This is a genomic window from Nocardia noduli (genome assembly GCF_019038455.1).
Classification (GTDB): Bacteria; Actinomycetota; Actinomycetes; order Mycobacteriales; family Mycobacteriaceae; genus Nocardia; species Nocardia noduli.
This window is the reverse complement of sequence record NZ_JAFMPL010000081.1, coordinates 1-25977: the sequence shown is the minus strand read 5'-3', so window position 1 is coordinate 25977 and position 25977 is coordinate 1. Positions and strand designations below refer to the sequence as shown.

General features: G+C 67.1%; 18 protein-coding genes, 4 tRNA genes and 1 pseudogene. 9 read left to right on the top strand and 14 right to left on the bottom strand.

Going from position 1 to position 25977, the window contains the following annotated elements:
- The first annotated feature begins 94 nt into the window (after nt 1-94).
- A complete protein-coding gene (locus tag JZ792_RS30370) occupies nt 95-739 on the top strand; it encodes a LysE family translocator (RefSeq protein ID WP_216915905.1) in 645 nt (214 codons plus the stop codon).
- A 211-nt stretch (nt 740-950) separates the two neighbouring features.
- On the opposite strand, the gene JZ792_RS30365 is transcribed toward JZ792_RS30370, so the two are convergent.
- Together JZ792_RS30365 and JZ792_RS30360 are read right to left on the bottom strand one after the other, a co-directional pair.
- On the bottom strand, nt 951-1496 hold the full coding sequence (locus tag JZ792_RS30365) for a dihydrofolate reductase family protein (RefSeq protein ID WP_216915903.1): 546 nt from the start codon (nt 1494-1496) through the stop codon (nt 951-953).
- Nucleotides 1497-1541: 45 nt separating this feature from the next.
- Complete coding sequence (locus JZ792_RS30360; RefSeq protein WP_216915901.1) at nt 1542-2720, bottom strand: pyridoxal phosphate-dependent aminotransferase; 1179 nt, start codon at nt 2718-2720, stop codon at nt 1542-1544.
- A 179-nt stretch (nt 2721-2899) separates the two neighbouring features.
- Here JZ792_RS30360 and JZ792_RS30355 point away from each other — a divergent pair, with 179 nt between their 5' ends.
- A complete protein-coding gene (locus JZ792_RS30355) occupies nt 2900-3112 on the top strand; it encodes a hypothetical protein (RefSeq protein WP_109525265.1) in 213 nt (70 codons plus the stop codon).
- Nucleotides 3113-3162: 50 nt separating this feature from the next.
- Here JZ792_RS30355 and sigJ read toward each other — a convergent pair whose 3' ends face one another.
- From sigJ to JZ792_RS30335, 4 genes are all read right to left on the bottom strand, one after another.
- The gene (sigJ, locus tag JZ792_RS30350) at nt 3163-4080 is read right to left on the bottom strand and encodes an RNA polymerase sigma factor SigJ (protein WP_216915899.1); all 918 of its coding nucleotides are present in this window, start codon (nt 4078-4080) and stop codon (nt 3163-3165) included.
- Between the two features lie 132 nt (nt 4081-4212).
- The gene (locus JZ792_RS30345) at nt 4213-5304 is read right to left on the bottom strand and encodes a 3-deoxy-7-phosphoheptulonate synthase (RefSeq protein WP_216915897.1); all 1092 of its coding nucleotides are present in this window, start codon (nt 5302-5304) and stop codon (nt 4213-4215) included.
- A 287-nt stretch (nt 5305-5591) separates the two neighbouring features.
- A complete protein-coding gene (locus JZ792_RS30340) occupies nt 5592-6065 on the bottom strand; it encodes a carboxymuconolactone decarboxylase family protein (RefSeq protein ID WP_216915895.1) in 474 nt (157 codons plus the stop codon).
- Nucleotides 6066-6156: 91 nt separating this feature from the next.
- A complete protein-coding gene (locus JZ792_RS30335; RefSeq protein WP_216915893.1) occupies nt 6157-7035 on the bottom strand; it encodes an oxidoreductase in 879 nt (292 codons plus the stop codon).
- A gap of 124 nt (nt 7036-7159) precedes the next feature.
- Here JZ792_RS30335 and JZ792_RS30330 point away from each other — a divergent pair, with 124 nt between their 5' ends.
- Nucleotides 7160-8782 (top strand): (2,3-dihydroxybenzoyl)adenylate synthase, encoded by a 1623-nt coding sequence (locus tag JZ792_RS30330; RefSeq protein ID WP_216915891.1) that lies wholly within the window; start codon nt 7160-7162, stop codon nt 8780-8782.
- Between the two features lie 72 nt (nt 8783-8854).
- Here JZ792_RS30330 and JZ792_RS30325 read toward each other — a convergent pair whose 3' ends face one another.
- Nucleotides 8855-10168: a salicylate synthase gene (locus JZ792_RS30325; RefSeq protein WP_216915889.1), complete on the bottom strand. Its 1314-nt coding sequence runs from the start codon at nt 10166-10168 to the stop codon at nt 8855-8857.
- A gap of 190 nt (nt 10169-10358) precedes the next feature.
- On the opposite strand from JZ792_RS30325, the gene JZ792_RS30320 reads away from it, so the two are divergent.
- The 3 genes from JZ792_RS30320 to JZ792_RS30310 all read left to right on the top strand — a co-directional run bounded on the left by JZ792_RS30320 (nt 10359) and on the right by JZ792_RS30310 (nt 14840).
- Nucleotides 10359-12818, top strand: a complete 2460-nt coding sequence (locus tag JZ792_RS30320; protein WP_216915887.1) for a glycerol-3-phosphate 1-O-acyltransferase — start codon at nt 10359-10361, stop codon at nt 12816-12818.
- Nucleotides 12815-14290, top strand: a complete 1476-nt coding sequence (locus JZ792_RS30315; RefSeq protein WP_216915885.1) for an HAD-IB family hydrolase — start codon at nt 12815-12817, stop codon at nt 14288-14290. The genes JZ792_RS30320 and JZ792_RS30315 overlap by 4 nt, the downstream gene beginning before the upstream one ends.
- A 124-nt stretch (nt 14291-14414) precedes the next feature.
- Entirely contained in the window at nt 14415-14840 is a 426-nt protein-coding gene (locus JZ792_RS30310; protein ID WP_216915883.1) for a DUF6069 family protein, read from the top strand.
- Nucleotides 14841-14903: 63 nt separating this feature from the next.
- Here the strand turns inward: JZ792_RS30310 and JZ792_RS30305 are convergent, their stop codons facing one another.
- From JZ792_RS30305 to JZ792_RS30275, 7 genes are all read right to left on the bottom strand, one after another.
- Nucleotides 14904-15623: a polyprenol monophosphomannose synthase gene (locus JZ792_RS30305; RefSeq protein WP_254190569.1), complete on the bottom strand. Its 720-nt coding sequence runs from the start codon at nt 15621-15623 to the stop codon at nt 14904-14906.
- A 136-nt stretch (nt 15624-15759) separates the two neighbouring features.
- On the bottom strand, nt 15760-15942 hold the full coding sequence (locus JZ792_RS30300; RefSeq protein ID WP_216915881.1) for a hypothetical protein: 183 nt from the start codon (nt 15940-15942) through the stop codon (nt 15760-15762).
- Nucleotides 15943-19492: 3550 nt separating this feature from the next.
- Nucleotides 19493-19566 (bottom strand) — tRNA-Phe (locus JZ792_RS30295).
- A 58-nt stretch (nt 19567-19624) separates the two neighbouring features.
- Nucleotides 19625-19698, bottom strand: a tRNA-Asp gene (locus JZ792_RS30290).
- 28 nt (nt 19699-19726) lie between these two features.
- A tRNA-Glu gene (locus JZ792_RS30285) sits at nt 19727-19799 on the bottom strand.
- 114 nt (nt 19800-19913) lie between these two features.
- Nucleotides 19914-20579, bottom strand: coding sequence for a TetR family transcriptional regulator (locus JZ792_RS30280; RefSeq protein WP_216915879.1), 666 nt, complete (start codon nt 20577-20579; stop codon nt 19914-19916).
- An 869-nt stretch (nt 20580-21448) separates the two neighbouring features.
- Nucleotides 21449-21521, bottom strand: a tRNA-Lys gene (locus JZ792_RS30275).
- Nucleotides 21522-23154: 1633 nt separating this feature from the next.
- Here JZ792_RS30275 and JZ792_RS30270 point away from each other — a divergent pair.
- The 3 genes and pseudogenes from JZ792_RS30270 to JZ792_RS30260 all read left to right on the top strand — a co-directional run.
- Nucleotides 23155-24120, top strand: a complete 966-nt coding sequence (locus tag JZ792_RS30270) for an acyl-ACP desaturase (protein ID WP_216915877.1) — start codon at nt 23155-23157, stop codon at nt 24118-24120.
- Between the two features lie 155 nt (nt 24121-24275).
- Nucleotides 24276-25418: a tRNA dihydrouridine synthase DusB gene (gene dusB, locus JZ792_RS30265; RefSeq protein ID WP_216915925.1), complete on the top strand. Its 1143-nt coding sequence runs from the start codon at nt 24276-24278 to the stop codon at nt 25416-25418.
- A 310-nt stretch (nt 25419-25728) separates the two neighbouring features.
- A pseudogene (locus tag JZ792_RS30260) lies at nt 25729-25977 on the top strand (LCP family protein); the annotation flags it as partial.

Sequence of the window (25977 nt, the reverse complement as noted above, 5' to 3'; positions counted from 1 at the left end):
TTCCGGAACTGCCCCGTGTGGACCGGGATCACAGCGGTCCACCGGTCCCCCACTGGACCGAGACGCGCGCGGCGACGTGCCGCAGGATCGAGTCATGATCGGGACTGCGGCGGTGTTCGGGGTGGCGGCGGCGGCATTGGGCATGGTGCTCACACCGGGGCCGAACATGATGTATCTGGTGTCGCGGACGGTATCGCAGGGACGCGGGGCCGGACTGGTCTCGCTGACCGGGGTGGCGGCCGGGTTCGGCGTCTACCTGGCCGCCGCGACGGCGGGGATCACCACGGTGTTCGCGGTGGTGCCCGGGCTGTATCTGGCGCTGAAACTGGCCGGAGCCGCATACCTGCTGTGGCTGGCGTGGCAGGCCGTGCGCCCGGGCGGGGTCTCGGTGTTCAGCCCGAGCACGCTGCCCGCCGACCCGACCCGGCGGCTGTTCACGATGGGGCTGGTGACGAATCTGCTCAACCCCAAGATCGCGATCATGTACATGGCGCTGATCCCGCAGTTCGTCGCGCCGGAACGCGGGCAGGTGTGGTTGCAGAGTCTGTGTCTCGGCGCGGTGCAGATCGTGGTCGCGCTCACGGTGAACGCGCTGATCGTGCTCGGCGCGGGCGGCATCTCCACCTTTCTGACCGGGCGGCCGCTGTGGCTGCGCGCGCAGCGCTGGGTGACCGGCTCGATGCTCGGCGCGATCGCGGTGCTGGTCGCGACCGACCGGACCCGGCCGACGCCCGTCTGAGCACCGGCGAATCCGCCGAACCGGGACTCAGCGAGCGCGGTGCTGGTCGCGACCAACCGGGCGCGGTCGATGCCCGTCTGCGCACGGGCGAATCCCCGAACCGGAACTCGACACCCGCGGTCGTGGTCGCGCCGTTCTGCCCGTCGGACAATGCGCCTCGCGTCCGGCCGGCACCGAGCGGCGAATCACCGCCCGGTGTCGGGTGTGACCGTCAGCCCAACCGGTAGGTGAGCTGGGCGAATTGGCCCATCTGCTCGACCCCGGTCAGCTTCAGCCGGTCGGAGAGGATGCGACGGGGCAGCAGCGGCGCGCCCGTGCTCAACGTCACCGGCGCCACACTGACGATGAGCTCGTTCAGCAGGCCGGCGTCGGCGAAGTCGCCCGCCAATCCGCCGCCGCCCGCGACCCAGATATCCTTCTCCCCCGCCGCCGCGACCATCTCCCGGTGCACCGGCTCCACGTCACCGGAGACGAAACGGAGATCGGCGCCAGGCACGGCGGGCAGGTCGCGGTGGGTGAAGACCCAGGTGGGGGTTTCGCCGTAGGCGCTCTTCCAGGTTTCGGCCGACTCGTTCGCCATGATCCATTCGTAGGTGGTCGCGCCCATGCACATGGCGCCGATCCGGCTGAAGAAGTCAGCGAAATCGGCATCCGTCTCGCCGCCGTTCTCCACTTCGAACAGCCAGGTCAGCGAGTTGTCCTGGTCGGCTATGAAGCCGTCGAGGCTGGTGGCCGTGTAGTACCGCGTCGTCGTCATACCGATGATCGTCGCAGCGAAACCTGACATCTCATGTCATGTTTCTCAGCCGACCGAGACACCCGCGCGCAAACGCCGGACGCCCTCGTCCAGGGTTTCTGCGCGTTTGCAGTAGGTGAAGCGGACCAGCCGACTCCACGAGGGCTTGTCGTCGGCGAACACACTGACCGGCACCGCCGCGACGCCGAGGCGTTCGGGCAGCGCCCGGCAGAATTCGAGACCGTCGGCGCCGCCCATCGGGCCGATATCGGCGCACACGAAATAGCCTCCCGCACTGGACTTCACACCGAATCCGGTATCGGCGAGCGCGGCGGACAGCCGCAGCCGATTGTCCGACAGCGTATTTCGCAGACGCGCGACCCAGTCGAGTTCGTGTGTCAACGCGTGGGCGACCGCGGGCTGGAACGGGCCACCCGCGACGAAGGTCATGAACTGCTTGGCCGCGAGGACGCCGTCGATCAGATTCGCGGGCCCGCAGGCCCAGCCGGTCTTCCATCCGGTGACGCTGAAAGTCTTCGCCGCACTGGACACGACGATGGTGCGCTCGGCCATCCCGGGCAGGGTCGCCAGGCTGATGTGCTCGATACCGTCGAAGACCAGGTGTTCGTACACCTCGTCGGTGAGTACGAGCAGATCGTGCTCGCAGGCGAGTTCGGCGATGGCGAGCAGATCCGCGCGGCCGAGCACCGTTCCGGTGGGATTGTGCGGCGAGTTGACCACGATCATCCTGGTGGCCGGGGTGATCGCCGCGCGCAGGCTGTCCAGGTCGAGGACGAATCCGTCGCCGTCGGCGACCAGTCGGGCGGTGCGCCTCGTCGCGCCCGCCAGCGCGACGGCCGCGGCGTAGGAGTCGTAATACGGTTCGATCAGCACCACCTCGCGGCCCGGCTCGACCAGACCCAACAGCGCCGCGCTGATCGCCTCGGTCGCGCCGACGGTGACAAGCACCTCGGATTCCGGATCGTATCGGGTGCCGTAGCGGCGGGCCCGATCCTCGGCGATCGCGTTGCGCAACACCGGCATTCCGCGACCGGGCGGGTACTGGTTCAGCCCGTCGGCGATCGCCTGCCTGGCTACTTCGAGCATGCCCGCCGGGCCGTCGGAATCCGGAAAGCCCTGCCCCAGATTCACCGCTGCGTGCCGGACGGCGAGTTCTGTCATCTCGGCGAAAATCGTCGAGGCGAAAGGGCGCAAACGGGCGACGGTGGCGGGTTCCGAAGACATACCGGGAGACTAGCTCACCGTTCGTTAACGTTGCCATTAGATAGCGAACGGCTATGTTTCACATTTATTTTGCAGCATTCAGCTGCGTGGTTGTGGGTTTCCTATAAGACAGCTAGCCTCGCCGTGTTCTACCTCACATACTCCGTCGGAATCTCGGCGGAATCTCGAAAGGGGCGCTTATGGCCTCGTATCTGGACCTGGTACTGCAACCGGCCGCGTCGGAGGTCGCCGGATCGGTACTCGGTTTCCTTCGTCACATCGCCCATGATCTGATCGCGGGCGGCTGGTTCACCGGCTCGTCCACCGGCGATTGGTTCACCGGCTCCACCAGCGGAAGTGGTGGCGCCGGTTCATCGACCGGTGACTGGTTCACCGGGTCAACCATCCCGTAACGACACCGATACGCCGGGCAGCGCCGACGACGTCGCTGCCCGGCTCCGGGTCAGAGTCGCACGCCGGTCAGCTTGGCCGGATTCGCGTGATCGTATGCGCCACAGATCAATCCGTCACGCACCGTGAAACCGATGACCCGGGCGGGATGCCAGTTCTGTTCGTCGGAGGACGAATCCAGATTCATCACGAGACCCAATTGCCCGTTCACCGTGGCGAATTCGTAGCGCGTGGCCGCGTCGGGCGAATCACCGATGCCGTAGGCGCGCACCAGGGCGAGCATGATCCGGGCGATATCGTCCGCACCGGCAACGATATTCGCGGCGGTCGACGTGGTGCCGTTGGCATCACCGATCAGAACCGATTCCCGGTGCAGCGCCGCGGCCACGGTGGTGACCTCACCCGTCGCCAGGGCCGCGAGCAGGGCGCGCACCGCCGCGTCGTGTTCGGAATCCGGCACCGGGAGCGCGATCCCGCCGATCACCGTGCGCGCTCGGTGCGCCGCCTGCTCCGCGGCGTCCACGGAGATGTCGAGTATCTCGGCTACCTCGTCGAGCGGGACCGACAGCTCGTCGTGCAGCACGAACGCCACCCGCTGATGGGAGGTCAGGGTATCGAGGGCGACCATCCTCGCGAGACGGCACTCGGGACGGCGTACCGCCGCAGCCAGCGGATCCGGCGCGGTCGACGGCCGCACACCGGTCACCACCGGTTCCGGCAGCCATTGACCCACATAAGTTTCCCGGCGCGTGGCGGCGCTGCGCAGATGGTCGACGCAGATGCGGCTCACGGCGGCCGTCAACCAGATTCCCAGATCGTCGATCTCGGACTGATGCACGCCGCCCAGGCGCAGGAAACTCTCCTGCACCGCGTCTTCGGCGTCGCCGACGCTGCCCGTCAACCGATAGGCGACGGAAAGCAAGTGTGCCCGATGCGATTCGAACAGTTCGGCGAGAAGAGCGGCAACCATCGAGTTGATTGTACGGTCCGCGTGATCGACCCCCGACCGCGGCCATATATCACGGACCGGACGAGTTCGCCCGGTACGCGGCGAACCGACGTCCGTGGGCCCGCGCCGGGCCCACGGAGACGTCCGCGCGGATCAGCTCTCGCGCCGCCGCGCGACGGCGTCGGCGAGCCGGTCGAGCTGGCGGGCCGTGGTGTCCCAGTCAAGGCAGGCGTCGGTGATCGACTGACCGTAGATCAGCTCGTCCGCGTGCCCGAGTTTCAGGTCTTGGCGACCGGCGACGAGGAAGCTCTCCAACATCATCCCGACCACGCCACGCTCGCCGCCCTCGATCCGCTCGGCGATATCGGTGACCACGTCGACCTGCTTGTTGTGGTCCTTGTTGCTGTTGCCGTGGCTGGCGTCGACCACGATCCGCTGCGGCAGCGAGGCCTTCTCCAGGCGGATGCAGGCCTCGGCCACCGAGGCGGCGTCGTAATTCGGTCCGGAGCTGCCGCCGCGCAGGATGACGTGGCAGTCCTCGTTACCGCTGGTCTGGATGAGCGCCGCGCGGCCGTCGAGATCGGTGCCGGGGAAGACGTGGCTGGCGGCCGCGGCGCGCACGCCGTCCACCGCGACCTGCACATCGCCATCGGTGCCGTTCTTGATGCCGACCGGCATGGACAGCGCGCTGCTCAGCTGACGGTGCACCTGGCTGGCCGCTGTGCGCGCGCCGATCGCGCCGTAGGACACCATGTCCGCGATGTACTGCGGGGTGATCGGGTCGAGGAACTCGCACGCGACCGGCAGTCCGAGCGCGGTGATGTCGACCAGCAGTTTGCGACCGAAACCGAGTCCGGTGTTGACGTCGAAGGACCCGTTCAGGTGGGGATCGTTGATCAGACCCTTCCAACCCAGGGTCGTGCGCGGCTTCTCGAAGTAGACCCGCATCACCACGTGCAGCCGGTCGTCCAGTTCGGCGGCCTTGGCGGCCAGGCGCCGAGCGTAGTCCATGGCGGCGGCGGGATCGTGCACCGAGCACGGGCCGACGATCACCATCAGGCGGTCGTCGTCACCGTTGAGTACGTCGACGGTGGCCTTGCGGCCCGCGCGTACGGTGTCGGCGAGCGCGTCGGTGATCGGATGGACCCGGCGCACCTCGGCCGGTGAGCGTAACGGGCTCACGTGCACGGTGCGCTGGTCGTCCAGGTCGGAATGCCGCGGGTCGACGTCAACTGCGGTAGTCATTGTGTGTGGGTTCCTTTTCATCAGGCCGACCCACGGGATTTCGCGCAACCCGCCGAGCCGGTCAGTATCCGGCTCGGGGTGAGGGAGAGTCAGCGCAGGAATGTGGCGCAGACCAGCCCACCCGGGGCCGGCTTGCTAAACCAGAAATACGCGCGCTGCACGACGGCGACACTACCAGTCCCGTTCAACAGATGACGATGAGAATAACGTCGGGTTTCCGGAAAGTGCCCGAGATCACCGCCGATGCCGGAGGGCTATCGGCGGCGAGTTCGGGGCCGAGTGTCACGTCAGGAGAACTGCCCCGGCTCGTAGGAACCGGCGGGCATCCGGGTGATGACATTGATCCTGTTGTAGGTGTTGATCAGGGCGATCACCGAGATCAGCGCCGTGATCTGGTCGGCGTCGAAATACTTCTCGACCTGGGCCCAGGTGTCGTCACCGACGCCGTGATGGGCGTCGGCGATGCGCGTGCCCTCCTCGGCCAGCGCGAGCGCCGCCCGCTCCGCCTCGGTGAAGACGGTGGCCTCCCGCCACGCCGCCACCATGTTCAGCCGAAGCGGCGACTCCCCCGCGTGCACGGCGTCCTTGTAGTGCATATCGGTGCAGAATCCACAGCCGTTGATCTGGCTGGCCCGCAACTTGACCAGTTCCTGGGTCGAGGCGGGCAGGGTGGATCCGTCCACGACCATCGCGGCGTTGCCGAGGCGCTTGATGAACTTGGCGCCGTTGTCGTTGCCGAAGTAGTCGAATCGCGCGTCCATGGTGTCCTTCTTTCCCTGTGAGCGTTATGCCTTCACAGAGAGGACGACGCGGACGCGCGATGTGTGACAGACCGTCGAGATCCCGCGGGCGTCAGGCGCCGAACGGGAAGGTGACTCCGGTCAACTTCTCGGACACTTCCCACAGATCGGCGGCGACCCGCTCGTCCTTGGACGCCTTGTTCGACCCCGATCGGCCGGGATATCCGCGCAGACCACCCAGTGAACTCGGCCCGTAGTACGCGCCCGGTTCGACCGAGGCGGTCGCGGCGTACAGCTCGGGCAACGCACCCATCTCCGCGCTCTGGGCGAAGAGTCGATTTCCCACCGACATCAGCGGGTCGAAGAAGGATTCGGTGTGGGACTGCAATTCGGTCGCGGCGTAGCCGGGATGGGCGGCCACCGACAATTTCGACGATCCGGCCGCGGTGAGCCTGCGCTGCAATTCGTAGGCGAACAGCAGATTGGCCAGTTTGGCCTGGCCGTAGGCATTCCAGCGCTGATATTTACGGCGTTCCCAGTTCAGGTCGTCGAAGTCGATGCGGCCCATCGCGTGCGCACCGCTGGATACCGTGACCACCCGGTCGGAGATCCGGTCGAGCAGCAGACCGGTGAGCGCGAAATGGCCGAGATGATTGGTGCCGAGCTGACTTTCGAAACCGTCGGCGGTACGGGCGAGCGGGACGGCCATCACGCCCGCGTTGTTGATCAGCACGTCGGCGGCGTCCACCGACGAGGCGAATTCGCGGACCGAGGCGAGATCGGCGAGATCGAGCCGGGCCACGCGCGCCCGAGGGCCGATCTCCGCGGCCACCGCCGCACCCTTGTCGACGTTGCGGCAGGCCAGCACGACTTCGGCGCCCGCGCCTGCCAGCGCTCGCGCGGCCACCGCGCCGAGTCCGCTGTTCGCGCCGGTGACGATGAACGTCCGGCCGGTCTGATCGGGGATGTTCGAAGCGTCCCAACGGGTCATAGGGCGAGTCTAGTCGGCGGAGCATGCCTGTCACGGGTTTCGCCGGACGTCTCGGATAGGGTTGCCTAACCTACTTGGTAATCGATATCGCTCGCTCCCGCACGAGACCCCTGTGAGGCAGACCGTGACTTCCACATCCCCCGCACCGACCGGCCACCGCGACGGCTATGTCCCTTTCCCCGCCGACGCGGCCGAGGCCTACCGCACCACGGGCTACTGGGCCGGACGGCCACTCGGCGACCTGCTGCGCGACACCGCGCGACGCCACCCGGGTCGGCCCGCGCTGCTCGACGGCGCGACCGTGCGTGACTACGCGGGGCTCGACGCCGACGCCGACGCGATGGCAAAGGGTCTGCTCGCGCTCGGCATCGCGCCTGGCGACCGGGTCGTCGTACAGCTGCCGAATGTTCCTGAGTTCCCGGCCGTCCTGTTCGGCCTGCTGCGCGCGGGCATCATCCCGGTACTGACCCTGCCCGCGCACCGCCGGGCCGAAATCGAACACCTGGCGGCGCTTTCGGAGGCGGTGGCCTACATCGTCGCCGACCGCCAGGGTGATTTCGACTACCGCGACCTGGCGGCGACCGTCCAGGACGCGGTGCCGACTCTGCGGCACGTCCTCGTACACGGCGACCCCGGCCCGTTCACCGCGCTGTCCTCGGTACCTCGGGCCTCCGACACCGCGCTACCCGAAATCGACCCGAGCGATATCGCGCTGATGCTGGTGTCCGGCGGCACCACCGGTCTGCCGAAGCTGATCGCGCGCACCCACGACGACTACGTCTACAACGCCACCGCGAGCGCCGCGATCTGCGAACTCACCGAGGACGACGTCTACCTCGCGACACTGCCCGCCGCGCACAACTTCCCACTGGCCTGCCCCGGCATCCTCGGCACCGTGAGCGTCGGCGGGGCACTGGCCTTCGTCACCGATCCGAGCCCGGAGAACGCCTTCGCCGCGATCGAGCGGTACCGGGTGAGCGTGACGGCCGTGGTGCCGCCGCTGGCCCAGTTGTGGAGCGCGGCGGTCGACTGGGAGGAGGCCGACCTCGGCTCGCTGCGACTGCTCCAGGTCGGCGGCGCGAAACTGGTCGAGGTCAACGCCCGCGAGGTCGGACCCGCGCTCGGCACGACCTTGCAGCAGGTGTTCGGCATGGCCGAAGGGCTGCTGAACTTCACCCGGCTCGACGATTCGGCCGATCTGGTCTGCACCACCCAGGGCAGGCCGCTCTCGCCCGCCGACGAGGTACGGGTCGTCGACGGCGCGGGCGCCGATGTCGCGCCCGGTGATGAGGGCGAACTGCTCACCAGGGGCCCGTACACGATTCGCGGCTACTACCGTGCGCCCGAACACAATTCACGCGCCTTCACCCCGGACGGTTTCTACCGCAGCGGCGACCTGGTGCGCAGACTGCCCTCGGGACACCTGGTGGTGTCCGGCCGGATCAAGGACGTCATCAACCGCGGTGGCGAGAACATCTCCTGCGACGAACTCGAGGAGCACCTGCTCGCCCACCCCGCGGTCAGGCACGCGGCGGCCGTCGGCCTGCCCGACTCCTCGCTCGGCGAGAAGGTCTGCGCCGTCCTCGTCGTGGACGGCGAGATGCCGACGCTGGCAGAGATCAAGATCTTCCTCACCGAACGTGGCATCGCCACCTACAAACTGCCCGATCTGCTGCGCCGGTCGGAACGTCTGCCGGTGACCGCCGTCGGCAAGATCGACAAGAAGGCGCTGCGCGCCGAGGCCTGACACCGGACGCGGCAAAGGCCGGGCGGCATATGCCGCCCGGCCTTTCTCGTTCTCCGGATCAGGTTGCGCCGATCAGGCTTTGACCACGTATGGCGCGATACTGCCGAGCTTCTCGCAGGTCTCCTCGAATTCCCGCTCCGGACGCGACTGTCCGACGATGCCCGCGCCCGCGCGCAGCCACGCGCCCTCGGTGGTCTGGTAGACCGCGCGCAGCACCAGTGCCGCGTCCAGCGCGCCGGTGGGCGAAATCGTCACCACCGCACCCGAGTACAGACCGCGCGGCGCGCCGTCGAGCCGGAAGACCGAATCGACGCCCTCCCGCTTGGGGATACCGGACGCGGTGACCGACGGGAAGAGCACCTCGAGCGCGTCCCAGCTCGAACGGCCCGCGGCGAGAGTTCCGCGCACCGTCGACGCCAGATGCTGGACGCTGCCGCGTTCACGAACGGCCATGAAATCCGAGACCGCGGGGGTACCGGGATCGGCGACCGAGGTGATCTCGGCGAAGGAGGTCTGCACCGAGATCGCGTGTTCCACGATCTCTTTCGGATCGCGGACCAGATCCGCGCGGGCCGCCGTATCGATCTCGACGCCGAGCCCGAAGGCGCGGGTGCCCGCCAACGGTTCGGTGGTCACGACGCGGTCGTCGTCCACCGACGCCACCAGTTCCGGACTGTAACCGGCGGCTTCGAGACCGCCCAGGCGCAGCAGGAACGAGCGGGCCGGGGTGTTGTGCGCACGGCCGAGCCGGTAGGTGGCCGGGATGTCGACCACGAAGGGCAGGTCGACTTTTCGCGACAGGATCACCTTCTGGTACCGGCCGGAGTGGATCTCCTCGACCGCCGTGGTGACGCGATCCCGGTATCCGGTCGGGTCGACGCGGATATCGGTGGGCTCGGGTTTCGGCAGTGCGCTGTCTCGCGAGGCCGCGATGAGGTCGTGGATATCCTCGACCTCGTCGGGTCTCGCGCCGGAGATCTCGACGCCCGACGCGCCGACGCGGACCTCGATCCGCGGAATCATCAGATGCGCGAGGGTCGCCCGCGGATCCAGGTGCGCGGTCGCGTCGAGCGCCCACGCACAGAATTCGAAGTTGATCCAGCCGTAGGCATTGCGGCCTTCCAGCGGCAGTGTGCCCAGCGACGTGTCGAGCACGCTCGCCGGGGTTCCCTCCCATTCCGAGGTTGTGGTTCGACCGTCCCAGGTCACCCGCAACTCGTGCACATCGAGTTCGACACTGCCGATCGGGTCGGCGGCGAACACCCATTCCCCCGGACGCTCGTACATGACGTACTCGCCGAACCGATCGGCCGAAGCCAGGCGAGACATCGCTGCCGCCGGATCGGTCACATACTCCACGCGCAAGCGCTCGTCCGTGGTCGACAACGGTCCTCCAAAGGTTATGCTGACCTAACTTTAGGGGGTAAGGTTAGCATTACCTGCGCCGCCGTGGCGGTGTCCCGAAACCTCAGCTGTCCGTTCGACCGGGCACGATGAACTCACCCGCCGGAGTTCCTGCGCAAACCGTCGCCGAGGGCTTGAATAAGGGGATCGCCTGTCTGCGGAGGGACCAGCAATGATCGATCACCACGGAGGTGCGCCCGCACCGGCTCCGCGGACCACGCCACCCGGTTCGGTGGTGGCGTTGGTCGATGCCACCTCGCCGACCGAACGCGATCTCATCGGCACCTGGCTCGCCGACGGCGGTCTCACCACCGAGTTCGGCGCCGAAGCGCCGGTCACCCAATTGGATCTGGACGCGGGCGCCATCGCCGACCGTCTCGTCGGCAGACGTGACGATCCGCTCGTCGTCCCGGTCCGGGTGCTGTGGCTGCCGCCCGAACGCGACGGTGTCCGCCGGATGACGTTCGCCGACATCGCGTTGATGACCAACCCGCGCAAACCGAACCGGCTCGCGCAGCGCAGGCTGGTGCGCCGGTCACCGGACCGCCACGTCGTCCTGACCGGACAGCCCGCGCTGTTGAGCGAACTGCGGCAGAACAATCCCGAAGCCTCGGCCATGCTCGCGGCGGGTTCGGCCGAGCCGTTCGCCCGCGCCATCGTGCGCGCCGCCGTCTTCGCCCTCGAACGCGCCGAGCGCACCGTCATCGGCGACCGGTACAAGGTGCCGCGACTGGTGACCGAGGAGATCCTGGACTCCCCCGAATTCCTGCGCACCCTCGAACTCGTCGCCGACCGCATCGGCGCGGACCCGCAGGAGGTCTACCGACGGGCCGAACGGGCGCTCAACGAACTGGTCGCCTCCCAGAGCAGGCTGGTCTCGGACCTGTTCACCCAGGCCATGCGACCGGTGCACGCCTCGACATGGAAAGTCGAGACCGAGGAGTCGGGACTCGACGCGCTGCGCAAACTGAACCGCCGCTACCCGCTGGTCTTCCTGCCCTCGCACCGCTCCTACGTCGACGCGTTCGTCCTCGGCGATGTGCTGGCCCGCAGCGATTTCCCGCCGAACCACGTCATCGGCGGGGCCAACCTCAGCTTCTGGCCGATGGGCCCGATCGCCCGGCGCACCGGAACCATCTTCATCAGGCGCAGTTTCGGCGACGACGAGGTGTACAAGGCGGTCGTCGAGGAGTATTTCGCCTACCTGCTGGTCAAGCGATTCAACCTGGAGTGGTACTTCGAAGGCGGGCGGACCCGGACCGGGAAACTCCGGCCACCGCGCTACGGCCTGCTCAACTACCTCGCCGCCGCGGTGCGCGGGAACCGGGTCGAGGACGTGATGCTGGTCCCGGTATCGATCACCTACGAACGGCTCAACGAACTCGGCGCCATCGCCACCGAACAGGTCGGCGGCAAGAAGAAGCCGGAGGGCCTGGCCTGGCTCGCGCGTTACGTACGCAGCCAGCAGCATTCGGCGGGCCACGTCTACGTCCGGTTCGGCGCGGCGATGTCGGCGCGTGAACGCCTCGCCGCCAACGGCGATCCGCTGCGCACCCCACTCGTCTCGATCCCGTTGCACCGCACCGACACCGCCCGCGTCGAAGCGGTGCCGACCGCGACCGACGACGAGACCGCCGAACTCGAGCGCAAGGCGGTGCAGCGGCTGGCCTTCGAAATCGCGGTCGGCATCAACGCGGTCACCCCGGTCACCGTCAACGCGCTGGCCACCCTCGCCCTGCTCGGCGTGCACGAACGCGCCCTCACCCTCGGCGAGGTGCGCACGCTGCTCGCGCCCGTGCTCGGCTATATCGACAAACGCGGACTGCCCAGCGGCGAATTGGCCGCGCTGCGCGACGAGCAGAGCCTGGCCGTGGTGCTGGAACAACTGTCGCTGGCCAAGGTCGTCACGGTCTATCGCGGCGGGCTGGAACCGGTCTACTCGATCGAATCCGGCGCGCATCTGGAGGCCGCCTTCTATCGCAACAGCGCCGTGCACTGGTTCATCAATCGCGCCATCCTCGAACTGTCGATCATCGCGGCGGCGGAACTGCCCGAACGCGATGAGCTGAGCGCGGGCTGGGATGAGGCGTACCGGCTGCGCGACCTGCTGAAATTCGATTTCTTCTTCCCGGACCGCGCCGAATTCGCCGCGCAGTTGACCGCCGAGATGCTGCTGGTCGATCCCGAATGGCACAACCACACCCGACGCGACACCTTCGGCAACGACGTCGTGGAGAAACTGTCCGCCTCCGGCTTCATGATGGCGCACCGGGTGCTGCGCTCCTTCGTCGACGCGCAACTCGTCGTCGCCGAACGTCTCGCGGCCCGCGATCCCGGCGTGGAACTCGACCGTAAGCAATTCCTCGAGGAATGCGTCGCGGTCGGCAAACAGATGCTGCTGCAACAGCGCCTGCACAGCCCCGAATCCGTTTCCACCGAATTGTTCACCAGCGCACTGAAACTCGCCGACAACTACGATCTCGTCGCACCGTGCGATCCCGAATCGGCCGAGCAGTGCGCGGAATCCACCCGTCGCAGAAAAGAATTCGCCGAAGAACTGCGCACCCTCGGCGCGCGCATCTCCCGCGCCGCCGCGCTCGACCCGTCGAATCGGCTGGAGCAGCGGCGATGACGAGCGAACCGCATGCGACCGGCCTGCCCGCCGCACGCCCGCACGCCGCGCCGCACGATCTGCCCACCCTGCTCGCCGCGATCCGGTCCGGTCCGCACGGCCCTCGGATCGCCGCGATCTTCGACCTCGGCGCGGTCCTGAACGGCGGTTTCGCCCGGAGGAGGTGGTACCGGCCGACGAGGGGACAACCCGACGCGAGCGCCGTACTGCTCGACGGCATTCGTGCCAACCTCACCGACGGCGAGTACAGCCGATTCCTCCAGGCGTCGTCGTCCGCGCTGGCGGGCCGAAGCGAGTCCGATCTGGACGAAGCGGGTCGGCGAGTGTTCCGGCACAGCGTCTACGGATACCTGTATCCCGAAGCGTGGCAATTGATCCGGACGCACCGGGCGGTGGGACATACCGTGGTACTCGCCAGTGCGCTGACCCGATTCCAGGTCGTTCCGGTCGCGGAGGAACTCGGCGTCGACGAGGTGCTCTACACCGAGATGGCCGCCGACGACGGCGTGCTCACCGGCTACGTCGCCGGAAAGACACTGTGGCGCAACGGAAAACTCGACGCGATCCGCGCCGTCGCCGCGACCCGAGGTCTCGAACTCGACCGCAGCTACGCCTATACCGACACCGCCGCCGACCTGCCGCTGCTCGCCGCCGTCGGACATCCGGTGGCCGTGAACCCCGATCGCGGGCTCGGCGCGTCCGCCACCGAGGACGATCGGCTCGCCCTGACCTTCCGCCCCCGGCGCGCACCCGGACCGGTCGACTACCTGCGCACCGTCGCCGGTTTGGCCGCCCTGCTCGGCGGCGCGCTGTTCGGCGTGCTGTCGAAATCGTTCACCGGACAGCGGCGCAAGATGGCCGACGCGCTGCTGGTCCACGCCACCTCCGCCACGCTGCGAGTCCTCGGGGTACAGCTGCGGGTGACCGGCACCGAGCACGCCCGATCACCGCGGCCCGCGGTATTCCTGTTCAACCACCAGAGCCAATTCGACGTGATCATCGTGCCGAGGGTCCTCGAAGGCGGGGTCACCGGAATCGGGAAGAAGGAACTGACCCGCAATCCGATATTCGGCCCGCTCATGCGCTTCGTCGGCGTGACCTTCATCGATCGATCCGACACCGCGACCGCGAAAGCCCAACTCGCGCCGGTGGTCGAGACCTTGCGCGGCGGATTGTCCATCGGGATCGCCCCCGAGGGCACCCGCTCCTACACGCCGGAAGTCGGACGCTTCAAGAAGGGCGCGTTCCATATCGCGCATCAGGCCGGGGTTCCGGTGATTCCGGTGGTGATCCGCAACGCGGGCGACATCTCGCGGCGCAATTCGATGATCGCGCGCAGAGGGGTCGTCGACGTCACCGTCCTCGCGCCGATCGACGTGTCGGGATGGGATCCGAACGCCATGGACGACGACGTCGAACGGGTGCGGCAGCTGTACATCGACACGCTGCTGAACTGGCCTGCGGACAGCTGAGGGCGATCGGACGACGACGTGACCGACGCCACATCCGCGCGGAGGTATTGACCTGAACGGTCATTGAGGTTCCACCATTGGATTCCACAGCAGATTCACAGCTCTCGCACAGGAGAAGGTCACCATGTCCGTCGCACAACCCGCAGACCGCGTCCTGCCCATCCCCGCACTCAACCGTCCGACAGCGGTATTCGGCGGTATCGCCGTCGCCCTTGTACTGAATCTGATCGTCTGGCTGATCGGCGCCGCCGCAGGCGGTGAATTCACCTCCGAGGGAGAGTCCGTCGCCCCCGGAGGCGTCATCATGCTGTCGATCGTTCCGCTGCTGATCGGACTCGGGGCCGCCGCCCTGCTGTCCTACAAGTGGGTGGCGGTGCTGCGCGTCGCGGCCGTGGTCGGCTCGCTGCTCGCCCTCGGCACCATCGCCCTGACGATCGCGGCCGAATTCGACACCGCGTCGACGGTGGCGCTGTCACTGATGCACGTGGTGCTGGTGCCCGTCATCGTCGTCGCCACCGAGGGGCTGCACCGGAAACTGACCCGGGGCTGACGAACACGACGGCGGGGTCGCGCATCCGAGGACGCGCGACCCCGCCGGTCGTTTCGGCCCGGTCTACACCGAGCGGCCGAACAACAACTTCCACGGCATCAACGCCGATTCCAACTGCACCCTCAGGCTCATCTTGGACGCGCCGACGGTGCGTTCCTCGAAGCGAATCGGCACCTCGGCGATCGGGATGCCCTTCTTGACGGTGCGATAGTTCATCTCGACCTGGAACGAGTAGCCGTTGCTCCGGATCGAGGCGACGTCGATGGCACGCAGCGTGTCGGCCTTCCACGCCTTGAAACCGGCGGTGGCGTCCTTGACGCTCAGACGCAGGATCAGGTTCACGTAGAAATTCGCCCACGCGGACAGCGCCTTGCGGTACCACTTCCATTCCTCGGCGGTCGACCCGCCGGGCACATACCGGGACCCGAGCACCACACCGGCGTCGGTGGTCTCGAGTTTCTCCAACATCGCGGGAATCACCTCGGCCGGATGCGACAGATCCGCGTCCATCTGGATCACCACGTCCGCGCCTTCGTCCAGCGCGCGGGTGATCCCGGCGATGTAGGCGCGGCCGAGGCCGTCCTTCTCGGTGCGATGCAGTACACCCACCGTATTCGGCGATTCGGCCACCAGTTTGTCGGCGACTTCACCCGTTCCGTCCGGTGAATTGTCGTCGACCACGAGTACATGCAGGTCGGGTACCGGCAGCGCCGTCAGCCGCTCCACCGCAACCGGCAGATTCTCCCGCTCGTTGTAGGTCGGCACAACAACGGTAACCCTCAAGGGTCGCCCTCCCTGCTCACCTGGTCCGGCCCCACAGCCCACGGTGGACCGCCGAGCACTCGGTTGATTTCTGAGAACCCTAGTTGATGGACCTGAGGAGCACCCGAGGGGTATTACGCAGTGTGATCAGTCACTATCACTCACCCTCGCGCCACGATCGGTCCCGCGCGTCCTCACGCTCGTTGCGCGCCCGCGCGATATCGAGTGCCCGCTCGGCTGTCGCCTGATCCGGATACGGGCCCATCCGGTCCCGGAACCAGCACCGCATTCCCTGCTCGGCACGCTGATGCTTCAAGCAGTAGTACCACTTTTCCGCCATATCCCCAGCATTCCACCGATCGAACGAACCAATCCCGGATTTCGCCATGATCCCGGGGATTCGCCGGGTCGCACGGTCGCGGAGGGTGTACGGGGCGGGTGAGTGCAGCCAAGCAGAGCGGGCGCACGTCCCAGCGGTGGCCGTGGTCGGCTGACCGTCGATCTAGCGGGTAGCGGCGATGCCCGAGGGGTGCCGCTCTCCTCGCCTCGATGTCGAAGCGAGACGCATTCAATGCCGCCGGTGTCGGCCCGCCGGTGTCGGCCCGCCGGTGTCGGCCCGCCGGTGTCGGCCCGCCGGTGTCGGACCGCCGGTGTCGGACCGCCGGTGTCGGACCCGGAACCGGGGCGACACCAGCGAGAGCGGCCGGGCACGTTCGACATCGCGATCTCGTGGATAGCGGGCTGGCGGGCTGGCGGCTGGCGGCTGGCGGCTGGCGGCTGGCGGCTGGCGGCTGGCGGCTGGCGGCTGGCGGCTGGCGGCTGGCGAGTTTAGTTTCCTCCCTTGAAATTTCGATATCGACTCGCCGAATCGATTCCACAGCAAGCGATTACCACTGCACTCGTGTCGAGACGCCCGATCTCGCACTTCCCTGGAAGAATTACGCGGGACCGTCGTCGTTCGCCTTCTCGGCCTCCCCCGCGCTCCGCCCCTCCGGGGCTCGACCGGCAACCTCCGCCGAGGGCCCTGCCGCGCGGTTCCGACTCGGTAGCCGCGGAACGCCCCGAATCCGGCACGATTGCTCGCCTACACGTTTCAGGATGGAATACATATTCACCGGGATCGTCGATTCTCCGTTGTGCAGACTGCCCACTCCCACGCAATTGCCAACATGTCACGAGTTTCGAGTGAGGAGAACTTATTCATCTCACCGCAACGCACAACGTTTCCAGAGAAAACATGACAGTTCATCGATTGTGACCATCCCGAAGATCACCGCGTACCCGATCCTGATTTCGCTTCGCCGGTCCGTCGACACCATCCGGTTCGGCAGCACCGAAGCGGTCGGTCGGCGATCGAGCGACGGGTTCTACCCCGGAAAACGGGCTCCGAATACTTCGCACAATGGAACACCGACACCGTTTCTCCGAATGGTCGCCGTATTCGAAATAGTCCGGCCGTGTACGGTGCGTGCTGCAAGCCCGCGACCCCGTGCATCGCGCGATAATCACGCGCCACACGCCTCGCCGGCGGCGCACACCGAATCCCCTCGGCCGCGGTCTCCGCAGGCTCGGTCGACTCGCGAAACCGATCATCGTGGTGAGCCGCCGGTGGGCATCGCTTCATCTCGCTGAACATCACGGCTTGTCCCCTCAGCAGCCAGGGTTCTCGCGATGCCCACTCCGTACGCAACCAGGTCGGCATACCCAGCGCTCCCGACGGCCGGGGCTCGAACGGCCAGGTCGCCACGCTGCATGCCTCCACCCGATCTGCGGACGGCCCCGGCTCTCGCGCGGATCAGCGCTGGTCCAATTCAGCTCTGGTCCAGCGCAGTACTGGTCTTTCCAGCTCGTTCACAGCGCAGACCGATCCCCGACCAGCCTTATCCAGCAGCGCGGCAGGCGTGAACGGCCGCACCATGGGGCAGGGCAGCCCCGGCGCTGCACGGCGTAGGCACAGCCCAGCCCCAACACAAATCGATCCCCTGCCGGTCCGCCCCCCGCAGCGCGGCACATACAAACGTCCGCACCAGAGACAGAGCACCCTCGACGCCGCATGGCTCAGGCACGGCCCAACACAGATCGGTCACCGACCAGCCCTATCCAGCAGCGCGGCACGCATGAGCATCCACACTATGAAACTGCGCAGCCCCGCGTTGCGCTGCTTCAGGCAGGCCCATACCCAGCACAAATCGGTCCCCGACAGGTCCGACCCAGCAGCGCGGCACGTACGAACGTCCACGCCACGGAACCAGAACAGTCTCGGCGCTGCACCGCGTCAGGCGCACAGCAGCCCTGAGGCTGGGACCTGGCAAGACCCACTCTCGATACAACCCGTCCCCCGAACAGATCGGTCCCGCATCAGACCGACTCGACGGCGCGGCGCGGCGCGGCCAGCATGAACCGCCACACCGTGGGACAGAACGGTTCTGGCGCTGGACGGCTTCAGACACGGTCCCGTCCGGACGCTGCGCGGTTTCAGGCGTAGCCCGGCCCCGACGCTGCGCGGTCTCAGGCGCAGCCAGCCCTGACACGTTGACCTGGCACAACCAGTCCCAAGGCGACCCGATCCCAACTCAATCCAGTTGCAGCACAGCCCGGTTTCAACGCACTGCGGTCCCGTCCCGGGACAGCGCGGTCGAGGTCGGCGAGCAGTCGGTCGGCGCGTTGGGCCAGGTTCTGCGCCGCTTCGGCTTTCGTAGCCTTGGCGCGGAGTCGAGCGGTCTGCGCACCGAACACGCTCGCCTTCTCCGCCGCGTTGGCGTGGCTCCCTGCTCAGCGCCGTTCGTCGGTTGGCACCGGCACCGGCACCGGCACCGGCACCAGGGATCCCAAACGCCCCGGCACGGCCTGGTCCCAGCCAACAGCCGGGCCCCACAGCGCCCGGGTCCCTGCTGCGTCCCAGCACCAGTTGCGGCCAGGCACCACGGCTGCCCGGCACCACGGCTGCCTGGCCCTACGGCTGCCCGGTCCCTTGCTGCCCGGTCCCTTGCTGCGCGGTCCCAGTCGCAGCCCTGCCTACTGCGACGGGGTCCCCGCTGAGCGCCCGCGGCCAACTGCGGCCCAGCCTGCTGCGGCCCGACCCCAGGGCTGCCTGGCCCTACGGCCGCAGGGTCCTTGCCGCGCAGCCCACCAGCCGGGTCGCAGCTGCGGCCCGGCCCTACAGCGGCCGAGTCCAACGGCAGCCCGACCCCACAACGGCCCGACCCAACAGCGGCCTAGTCCAACGACTGCCCGGTCCCATAACGGCCGAGTTCTTGCTGCGCGGCCCAGTCGCAGCCCGCTTCCACCGCAGTGGACTCGCCAGCTGGGGCGCGGTCCAACTACAGCCCAGCCCAGCCCACTGCGGCCAGGTTCCTGCTGTGGCCTGGGCCTCAATAGCCGACCCCACGACGGCCCAGTCCCACGACGACAGGGTCCAGGACGACAGGGTCTCCAGCTGCGGCCCTTGTGCCGAGTTGCGGCCCTGGCCGAACTGCTGCCGGGTCTCAGCGCAACCGGGTCCCAGCCCTGGCCACGCGCCTGCTGTGCCCAGGCCCGAGTAAATGCGGCCGGTCGATCCGGATGGCTCGTCCGAATCAGTGCCGCCCGGTTCGATCGCAACTCGGCCCTCGCGCACTCCTGTCCTGATTGCAATCCTGACCTGAGGCAGCCCTGTCCTGGTGCAACCCAGTGCCAGGCGAACCCAGTGCCAGGCGCAGCTCCAACTCCCAGCACGGCCCCAACTCCCAGCACGGCACTGGTCCAAGCACAGCCCCGCGGACCTGCCGCTCGACAGGCAGTGGATTACTCGACACCGTGAACTTCGACGACGTGAACTCGGCGGGAAACTCACGCACTCACCGGTGGAGAAACAAAGAATCCCCCTCGACTCGGTCGAGGGGGATTTGATGTGGCCAGGGCCGGGATCGAACCGGCGACCTTCCGCTTTTCAGGCGGACGCTCGTACCAACTGAGCTACCTGGCCGCAGGCACCCATTCCGAATGCCATACGCGAAACGCCGGATTTCTCCGGCGTTTACTTGCGACCCTGACGGGACTCGAACCCGCGACCTCCGCCGTGACAGGGCGGCGCGCTAACCAACTGCGCCACAGGGCCTTGCGTGCTACCAACGGTCCAGAGACCGTACCCCCTACGGGATTCGAACCCGCGCTACCGCCTTGAAAGGGCGGCGTCCTAGGCCGCTAGACGAAGGGGGCTCGTCCCGGATTCCTCCGGACCGGCTTTCAACGGGTGTCCGTTGGGAGCTCGCATAGCTTATGACAGCTGTACCGCGTTTCCCAAATCGGCTGGTCAGAGCCATGAAACAGGGGCTAGAGCACGAGCCCGAGCTCCTCGAGCCGCGCGGTCGCCCGCCAGCCGTTCACCCGGAACTTCTCGGTCCACTCCGGCGTGGACATGGACTCGATGACCACCTCGAGCGCCTCGCGGAATCGCGACCGCAGATCGACCGACCCCGCCGCCAGGTCGACCATGTACCGCTGACCTGCCAGAGCCGCCGTCAGGGTGCGCGTGAATCGGTCGGGGTCGGCATCGAGGCGCAGCTGACCGTGTTCGATCGCCCGGACGACGAGGACCCGGGTGGCACGGCCGAGGATCCGGCCCCCACCCGCCTGCACATCGCGATAGAAGTCCGGTTCGATGATGAGTCGGTACTCGGCCTGCACGATGATGTCGTGCTCGAGACGTAGCGCTATCTCGTCGACCATCCCGTGCAGGGTGTCGAGTGGTCCGAGATCGGCTCGCGCCAGCCACCGTTCGGCCGAGGTGCGGTAGCGCTCCACCGCCGTCTCCAGGACCGCGCGCGCCAGGTCTTCCTTGGAATCGAAATGGAAGTACATGGCGCCCTTGGTCGCGCGGGAACCTTCCAATATGCGGTTGAGCGATGCAGCGGCATAGCCGCTCTTCCCGAACTCAACGGCGGCGGACCTGATAATCGCCGCGCGTGTCCGGCGGGCCCGCTCTTGCTGCCGTGCCATGCTCGAAACGCCTCCGAAGCCTACTCGCCGCCAATCGGTGCCCCCCTTAGGAACGGACCCTTGGCGCAAAGTTATGAGTTTTATCAATACTTCAAACCGGGTTTTCGCCCAGTTTCAAACTTTCGGTACGAAAACTTGCGAAAAACCTGAAACACACCAGCTGGTATAGTTTTCCTGCCCGGGTGCGCCGCAGGGGGTGCGCACCCGGGCATTACTTCTTCTCGAATGAGCCTCCTGCGGCATCGAGTCCGGGTTTGCCACGACCGGCCGAACCGTTCGCAACGCGGTCGGACACACCAACGATAAGCCGAATTCCAGATCCCCGGGTGATTCGCAGATTCCTCCGGAATTCACCCACGCGTCACCGTACCCGCAATCACCTGCCGACATGCGGCAAACCGAGGAGTCAGTTGTCGGACGCGGATCACTCTCCAATTCAGCAAACATCTCGCAACCAATATTCATCCGGCCGCAACGCCGAATTCGTCAGCAGCGCAGCGACGTTCACCGGACTCCGCGACACCGCACCACCCGCCCGGCACCGACCGCGCGCGCCGTCGCCACACTTCCCCGAGATCGGGACCGCCCCGCCCCGGAAATCCAAAGACTTTGCCAGGCAACATCATTCGATGATATCGAAATTGTCCGGAAATGAACAAAGCCGGACCGCGAATGGTTACCGGGGCTATCGCGAGGCACCCGGCCGTTGTTACCCGATGCGACATCACGACCTGCGGCGGCGGGCGACGCCGGGAACGAACGCGGGCGCCGTCGCGCGTACATGTCCGTACTCGATCGATGAGCTCACGCGAGTTGTCGGGCCGGCGCGAATGCCGGCTCACCGGGCGACTCCGCCCCGCCGATGCGAGTGCCCCCTGTAGGACTCGAACCTACGACCTAGTGATTAAAAGTCACCAGCTCTACCAACTGAGCTAAAGGGGCTCGGCTGGAGAGCCTACCCGACACCGGGCGCCGAGCAGAAATGCGGGCCGACGCGGCATCCGAGCCCGCCGGAGCACCCGCAGGACCGGGCGCGCGCACGGCAGCGGCGACGGCTCGGAACCGATCCGCGCGAGGTTCGCGACCACGTGAGATCGCCATGCGACCCATGCCGATACCGAGGTCATGGCCCCTCGTCACAGCCGCTCGGACAGCGAAGTATCGGCAATCACCGAATCACCCGATCGGCGGAAAGTATCGATGATCGAGTTACCGCGCGGCACCGGAAACGAGGCGCGCACGCACCGCGGCGCCGAACACAGCGGGCAGGATTGTGTTCTCGCGCACCGACCGACCTCGACCGGTGCGCTCGGCGGCACACCGGATACGCCGCCCGTCAGGGGAGCGAAGACGACGACGAGGCGTGGAACACGGCTGAACACGACGCGGCGGGCGGCAGCGCAGGTCACGCGGAGCGACAGAGTCGGTCCGCCCCCGATATGGACAAGGGTGGTGAATCGAGCGAATCCAATTCCGCGGCCCGATAGCCGCTTTCGGTCGGCAGATACCGGGATCGATATCTCCGGTGGTGCGGATTCCGTCGCGCGTGGTCGGCAGCGGTCAACTGCGCGGCGAGCAGGTTCCGGCCACGTTGCGGATGGCCGGTTCGATGTGGACACACACGATTCTGCTCGGGCTGCCACACGCGAAGGTGGCAGCAGCTCGGCGCGTTCACAACGGGTCGGGACGAACCGGGAACTACCACGGGTTGCCGCGCTCTCCCTGACACCCTGTTCCTCCTGATACCCGGGGACCCAGGACCGCCGCACGTCTTCTCGCGCCCGCAGCTCGTCCGAGGTCTGGAATCGTTCCACGCCGTGCCGTCGGCGGACGACGATCCGACTCTCGGGCTGGAACCGTCAGTGACGGCGGTCGTTCCTCACCTCGAACCGTTGCCGCCGCCCGAAGTCTGTGAAGCCGCACACGGCAGGGTGGGCATCGCGTCCTATGGCCGAGCACTCGGGCCGACCCTGTCGCCCGGCCACAAGCAACATCACCGTGGGCCGATGCGGATCGACCACATGAACAGACCGGTCAGTTTGTAATTGCACTGCCTCGATCGGCTGCCGAGGGCTCACCCGCATCGGCTACGTGCCGTAGTAGGCGATGATCATCGTGACAATCGACGGCGCCCTGGCCGTGTCGACGGTCGAACGGACCGGTCGCGCGGTCGACGTCGTCCCAGCGATGCGAGTCGATCGGAGACAGCTGGTCCCGCCACCGAGATCAACGGCGATCCGCACAGGCTCGGGCCGCGAATCGATGCCGGGAAACAATCGTCCGACGGCGGCTAACAACTGCGCGCCGACAGCGATAGAACACTCACGGCGGGCCGAAATCGCATCCGGTCCTGTGGTAATTCACAGCGTGCTCCAAGGAGGCAAGGGCTGCGAAACCACCTAGAATCGGATGCGGCGGGGGACGTCGAAGACGACGTATGAAGTGCATCACCGGGCGATTTTTCTCCTGTCGATGCGTTTCGCATCACACCTACGGTGCCGTAAGGTATGGCCGCATCGGCACGACACCGGGGGGAACGACCTGTCAGCGTGCACGCACTGGGAAGGGCTATTACATGGCAAGGGATCTGACTCAACTCGAGCTTCTCACGGAGTTGGAGCCGGTTGCCGAGGCAAACGTCGACCGGCACTTCTCCCTCGCGAAGGAGTGGCATCCGCACGACTACGTCCCGTGGGACGAGGGCCGCAATTTCGCGGCGCTCGGCGGGGCGGACTGGGATCCTGATCAGTCCCGTTTGAACGAGGTCGCGAAGGCGGCCATGATCACCAACCTGCTCACCGAGGACAACCTGCCCTCCTACCACCGCGAGATCGCCGAGAATTTCTCGCAGGACGGCGCGTGGGGAACATGGGTCGGCCGCTGGACGGCCGAGGAGAACAGACACGGCATCGTGATGCGCGACTACCTCGTGGTCACTCGCGCCGTCGATCCCGTGGCGCTCGAAGAAGCGCGCATGATCCACATGACCAACGGTTTCGCCTCCCCCACCGACGCCGACGCGGGCTTCCTGCACTCGGTGGCGTATGTCACCTTCCAGGAGTTGGCGACCCGGGTCAGCCACCGCAATACCGGCAGGGTGTGCGACGACCCCATCGCCGACCGGATGCTGCAGCGCGTCGCGGCGGACGAGAATCTGCACATGGTCTTCTACCGCAACCTGTGCGGCGCGGCACTGGACCTGTGCCCCGACCAGGCGATCGAGGCGATCACCCTGATCCTGGAGAACTTCCAGATGCCGGGCGCGGGCATGCCCAACTTCCGCCGCAACGGCGTGCTGATGGCCAAGCACGGCATCTACGACCTGCGCCAGCACCTCGAGGAAGTGGTGCAGCCGGTGCTCAAGAAGTGGGACCTGTTCGAGCGCACCGATTTCACGCCGCGCGGCGAGGCCGTCCGTGATCGCCTGGCGATCTTCCTGGACAAACTCGGCCAGGACGTCCTCAAGTTCGAAGAGCAGCGCGACCGCATGCTGGCCCGCGAGGCCAAGAAGCGCGAACTGGCGGGCGCGAACGCGGGCTGAGTCACCGCCATCACCGCGACGAGACGAGACACGAACGCGCCGGCACCGGGAATCCCGGTGCCGGCGCGTCGCTGTCGCGGTACCGACTCCCGACCACAGCACCGCCCGTGTCAGCGGTCACACCGACCGGAGATGAGACACTGATGGGCGTGACGATGACTACCGAGGCGACGAGCGCGCTGCGGATCGGACCGTATCCGGTCGATCCGCCGGTGGTGCTGGCGCCGATGGCGGGCATCACGAATCTGGCGTTCCGCAAGCTGTGCCGCGAATTCGGCAGTTCCACCTCGATCTACGTCTGCGAGATGATCACCGCGAGGGCCGTGGTCGAGCGCAACGAGAAGACGCTGCACATGATGTCGTTCGACGCCGACGAACATCCGCGTTCGATGCAGCTCTACGGCGTCGACCCGGCCACCCTCGGCGAGGCGGTTCGCATCATCGTCGGCGAGGGCTGGGCCGATCACATCGATCTCAATCTCGGCTGCCCGGTGCCCAAGGTCACCCGGCTCGGCGGCGGCGCGGCGCTGCCATACAAGCGCGCCCTGTTCCGCCGGATCGTGCAGGCCATGGTCGGCGCGGCCGAACCGGCCGGTGTTCCGGTGACGGTGAAATTCCGCATCGGCATCGACGACGAACACCTGACCTACCTGGACGCGGGCCGGATCGCCGAGGCGGAAGGCGCGCGTGCCGTCGCGCTGCACGCCCGCACCGCGGCCCAGCGCTATTCCGGTCAGGCCGACTGGTCGGCCATCGCGCGCCTCAAGGAGGCCGTGCGGACCATTCCCGTACTGGGCAACGGTGACATCTTCTCCGCCGCCGACGCCGTGCGCATGATGGACGAGACCGGATGCGACGGCGTCGTCGTCGGACGCGGGTGCCTGGGCCGCCCCTGGCTTTTCGGGGAATTGCAGGCCGCGCTACGCGGTCAGCCGCTGCCGGAAGCGCCGAATCTGGGCCGCGTCGGCGAGGTGCTGTATCGACACGGCGCACTGCTGTCCGAACATCTGGGCCAGGAGAAGGCGCTGCGCGATCTGCGCAAGCACATGGCCTGGTATCTGATGGGCTTTCCGGTCGGCGCGGATCTGCGTCGCGCTTTCGCCACGGTGTCGAGCCTGACGCAATTGCGTGATCTGATCGGGCAATTGGATCCGACCGCGCCGTTCCCGAGCGATGCCGAAGGACCGCGCGGACGACAGGGTTCACCGGGTAAGGTCGCGCTGCCGCACGGGTGGCTCGATGATCCCGACGATGTCGCGGTACCGACCGCCGCCGATGTCATGCACAGCGGCGGTTGATCCGCACCGTCCCGTCCGGAGAGCACTGTTCAGAGCACACGAATGTCCCTCGTAACTGTTCACTGTGGTTATCGCCACTCACCCTGCCCGGCAAACACGCGCGCGCGGCGAATAATCAGCGCCGCCGATATGCGTGTACATATCGCTAATATCCAGCTAACGAATTTCAGCGGGCAGCAAACATCGGTGCGACCGCTCGAGCCTCGCGCTGGGCTCGCTCGTCGTGGCGGAATCGTTATCATTGGCGAAATCGGTCATGCCGGTCGTTATCCGACCAGGCGACGACAAGAACGAAAAGCGAGGTTCGTTGGTGGGTGACGATCGGCACGGGCAATCGCCACGGCCCGGAGGTCGCGCCCCGTGGGAGCGCTATTCCACGGCGGACAGCAACGAACAAGAGGGCGCGCACACCTCGCGGCGGTCACGCCACGACACCCCCGCGGATTCCGGTTCGGCTCCACTGACGGTGCAGGATCTCGTCGAGAAGGTGGACAACGAACGCGGCGGCCGTCGTCGCCGCGCCCAGGAACCCCGCCCCCAGGAACCCCCGGCACAAGCC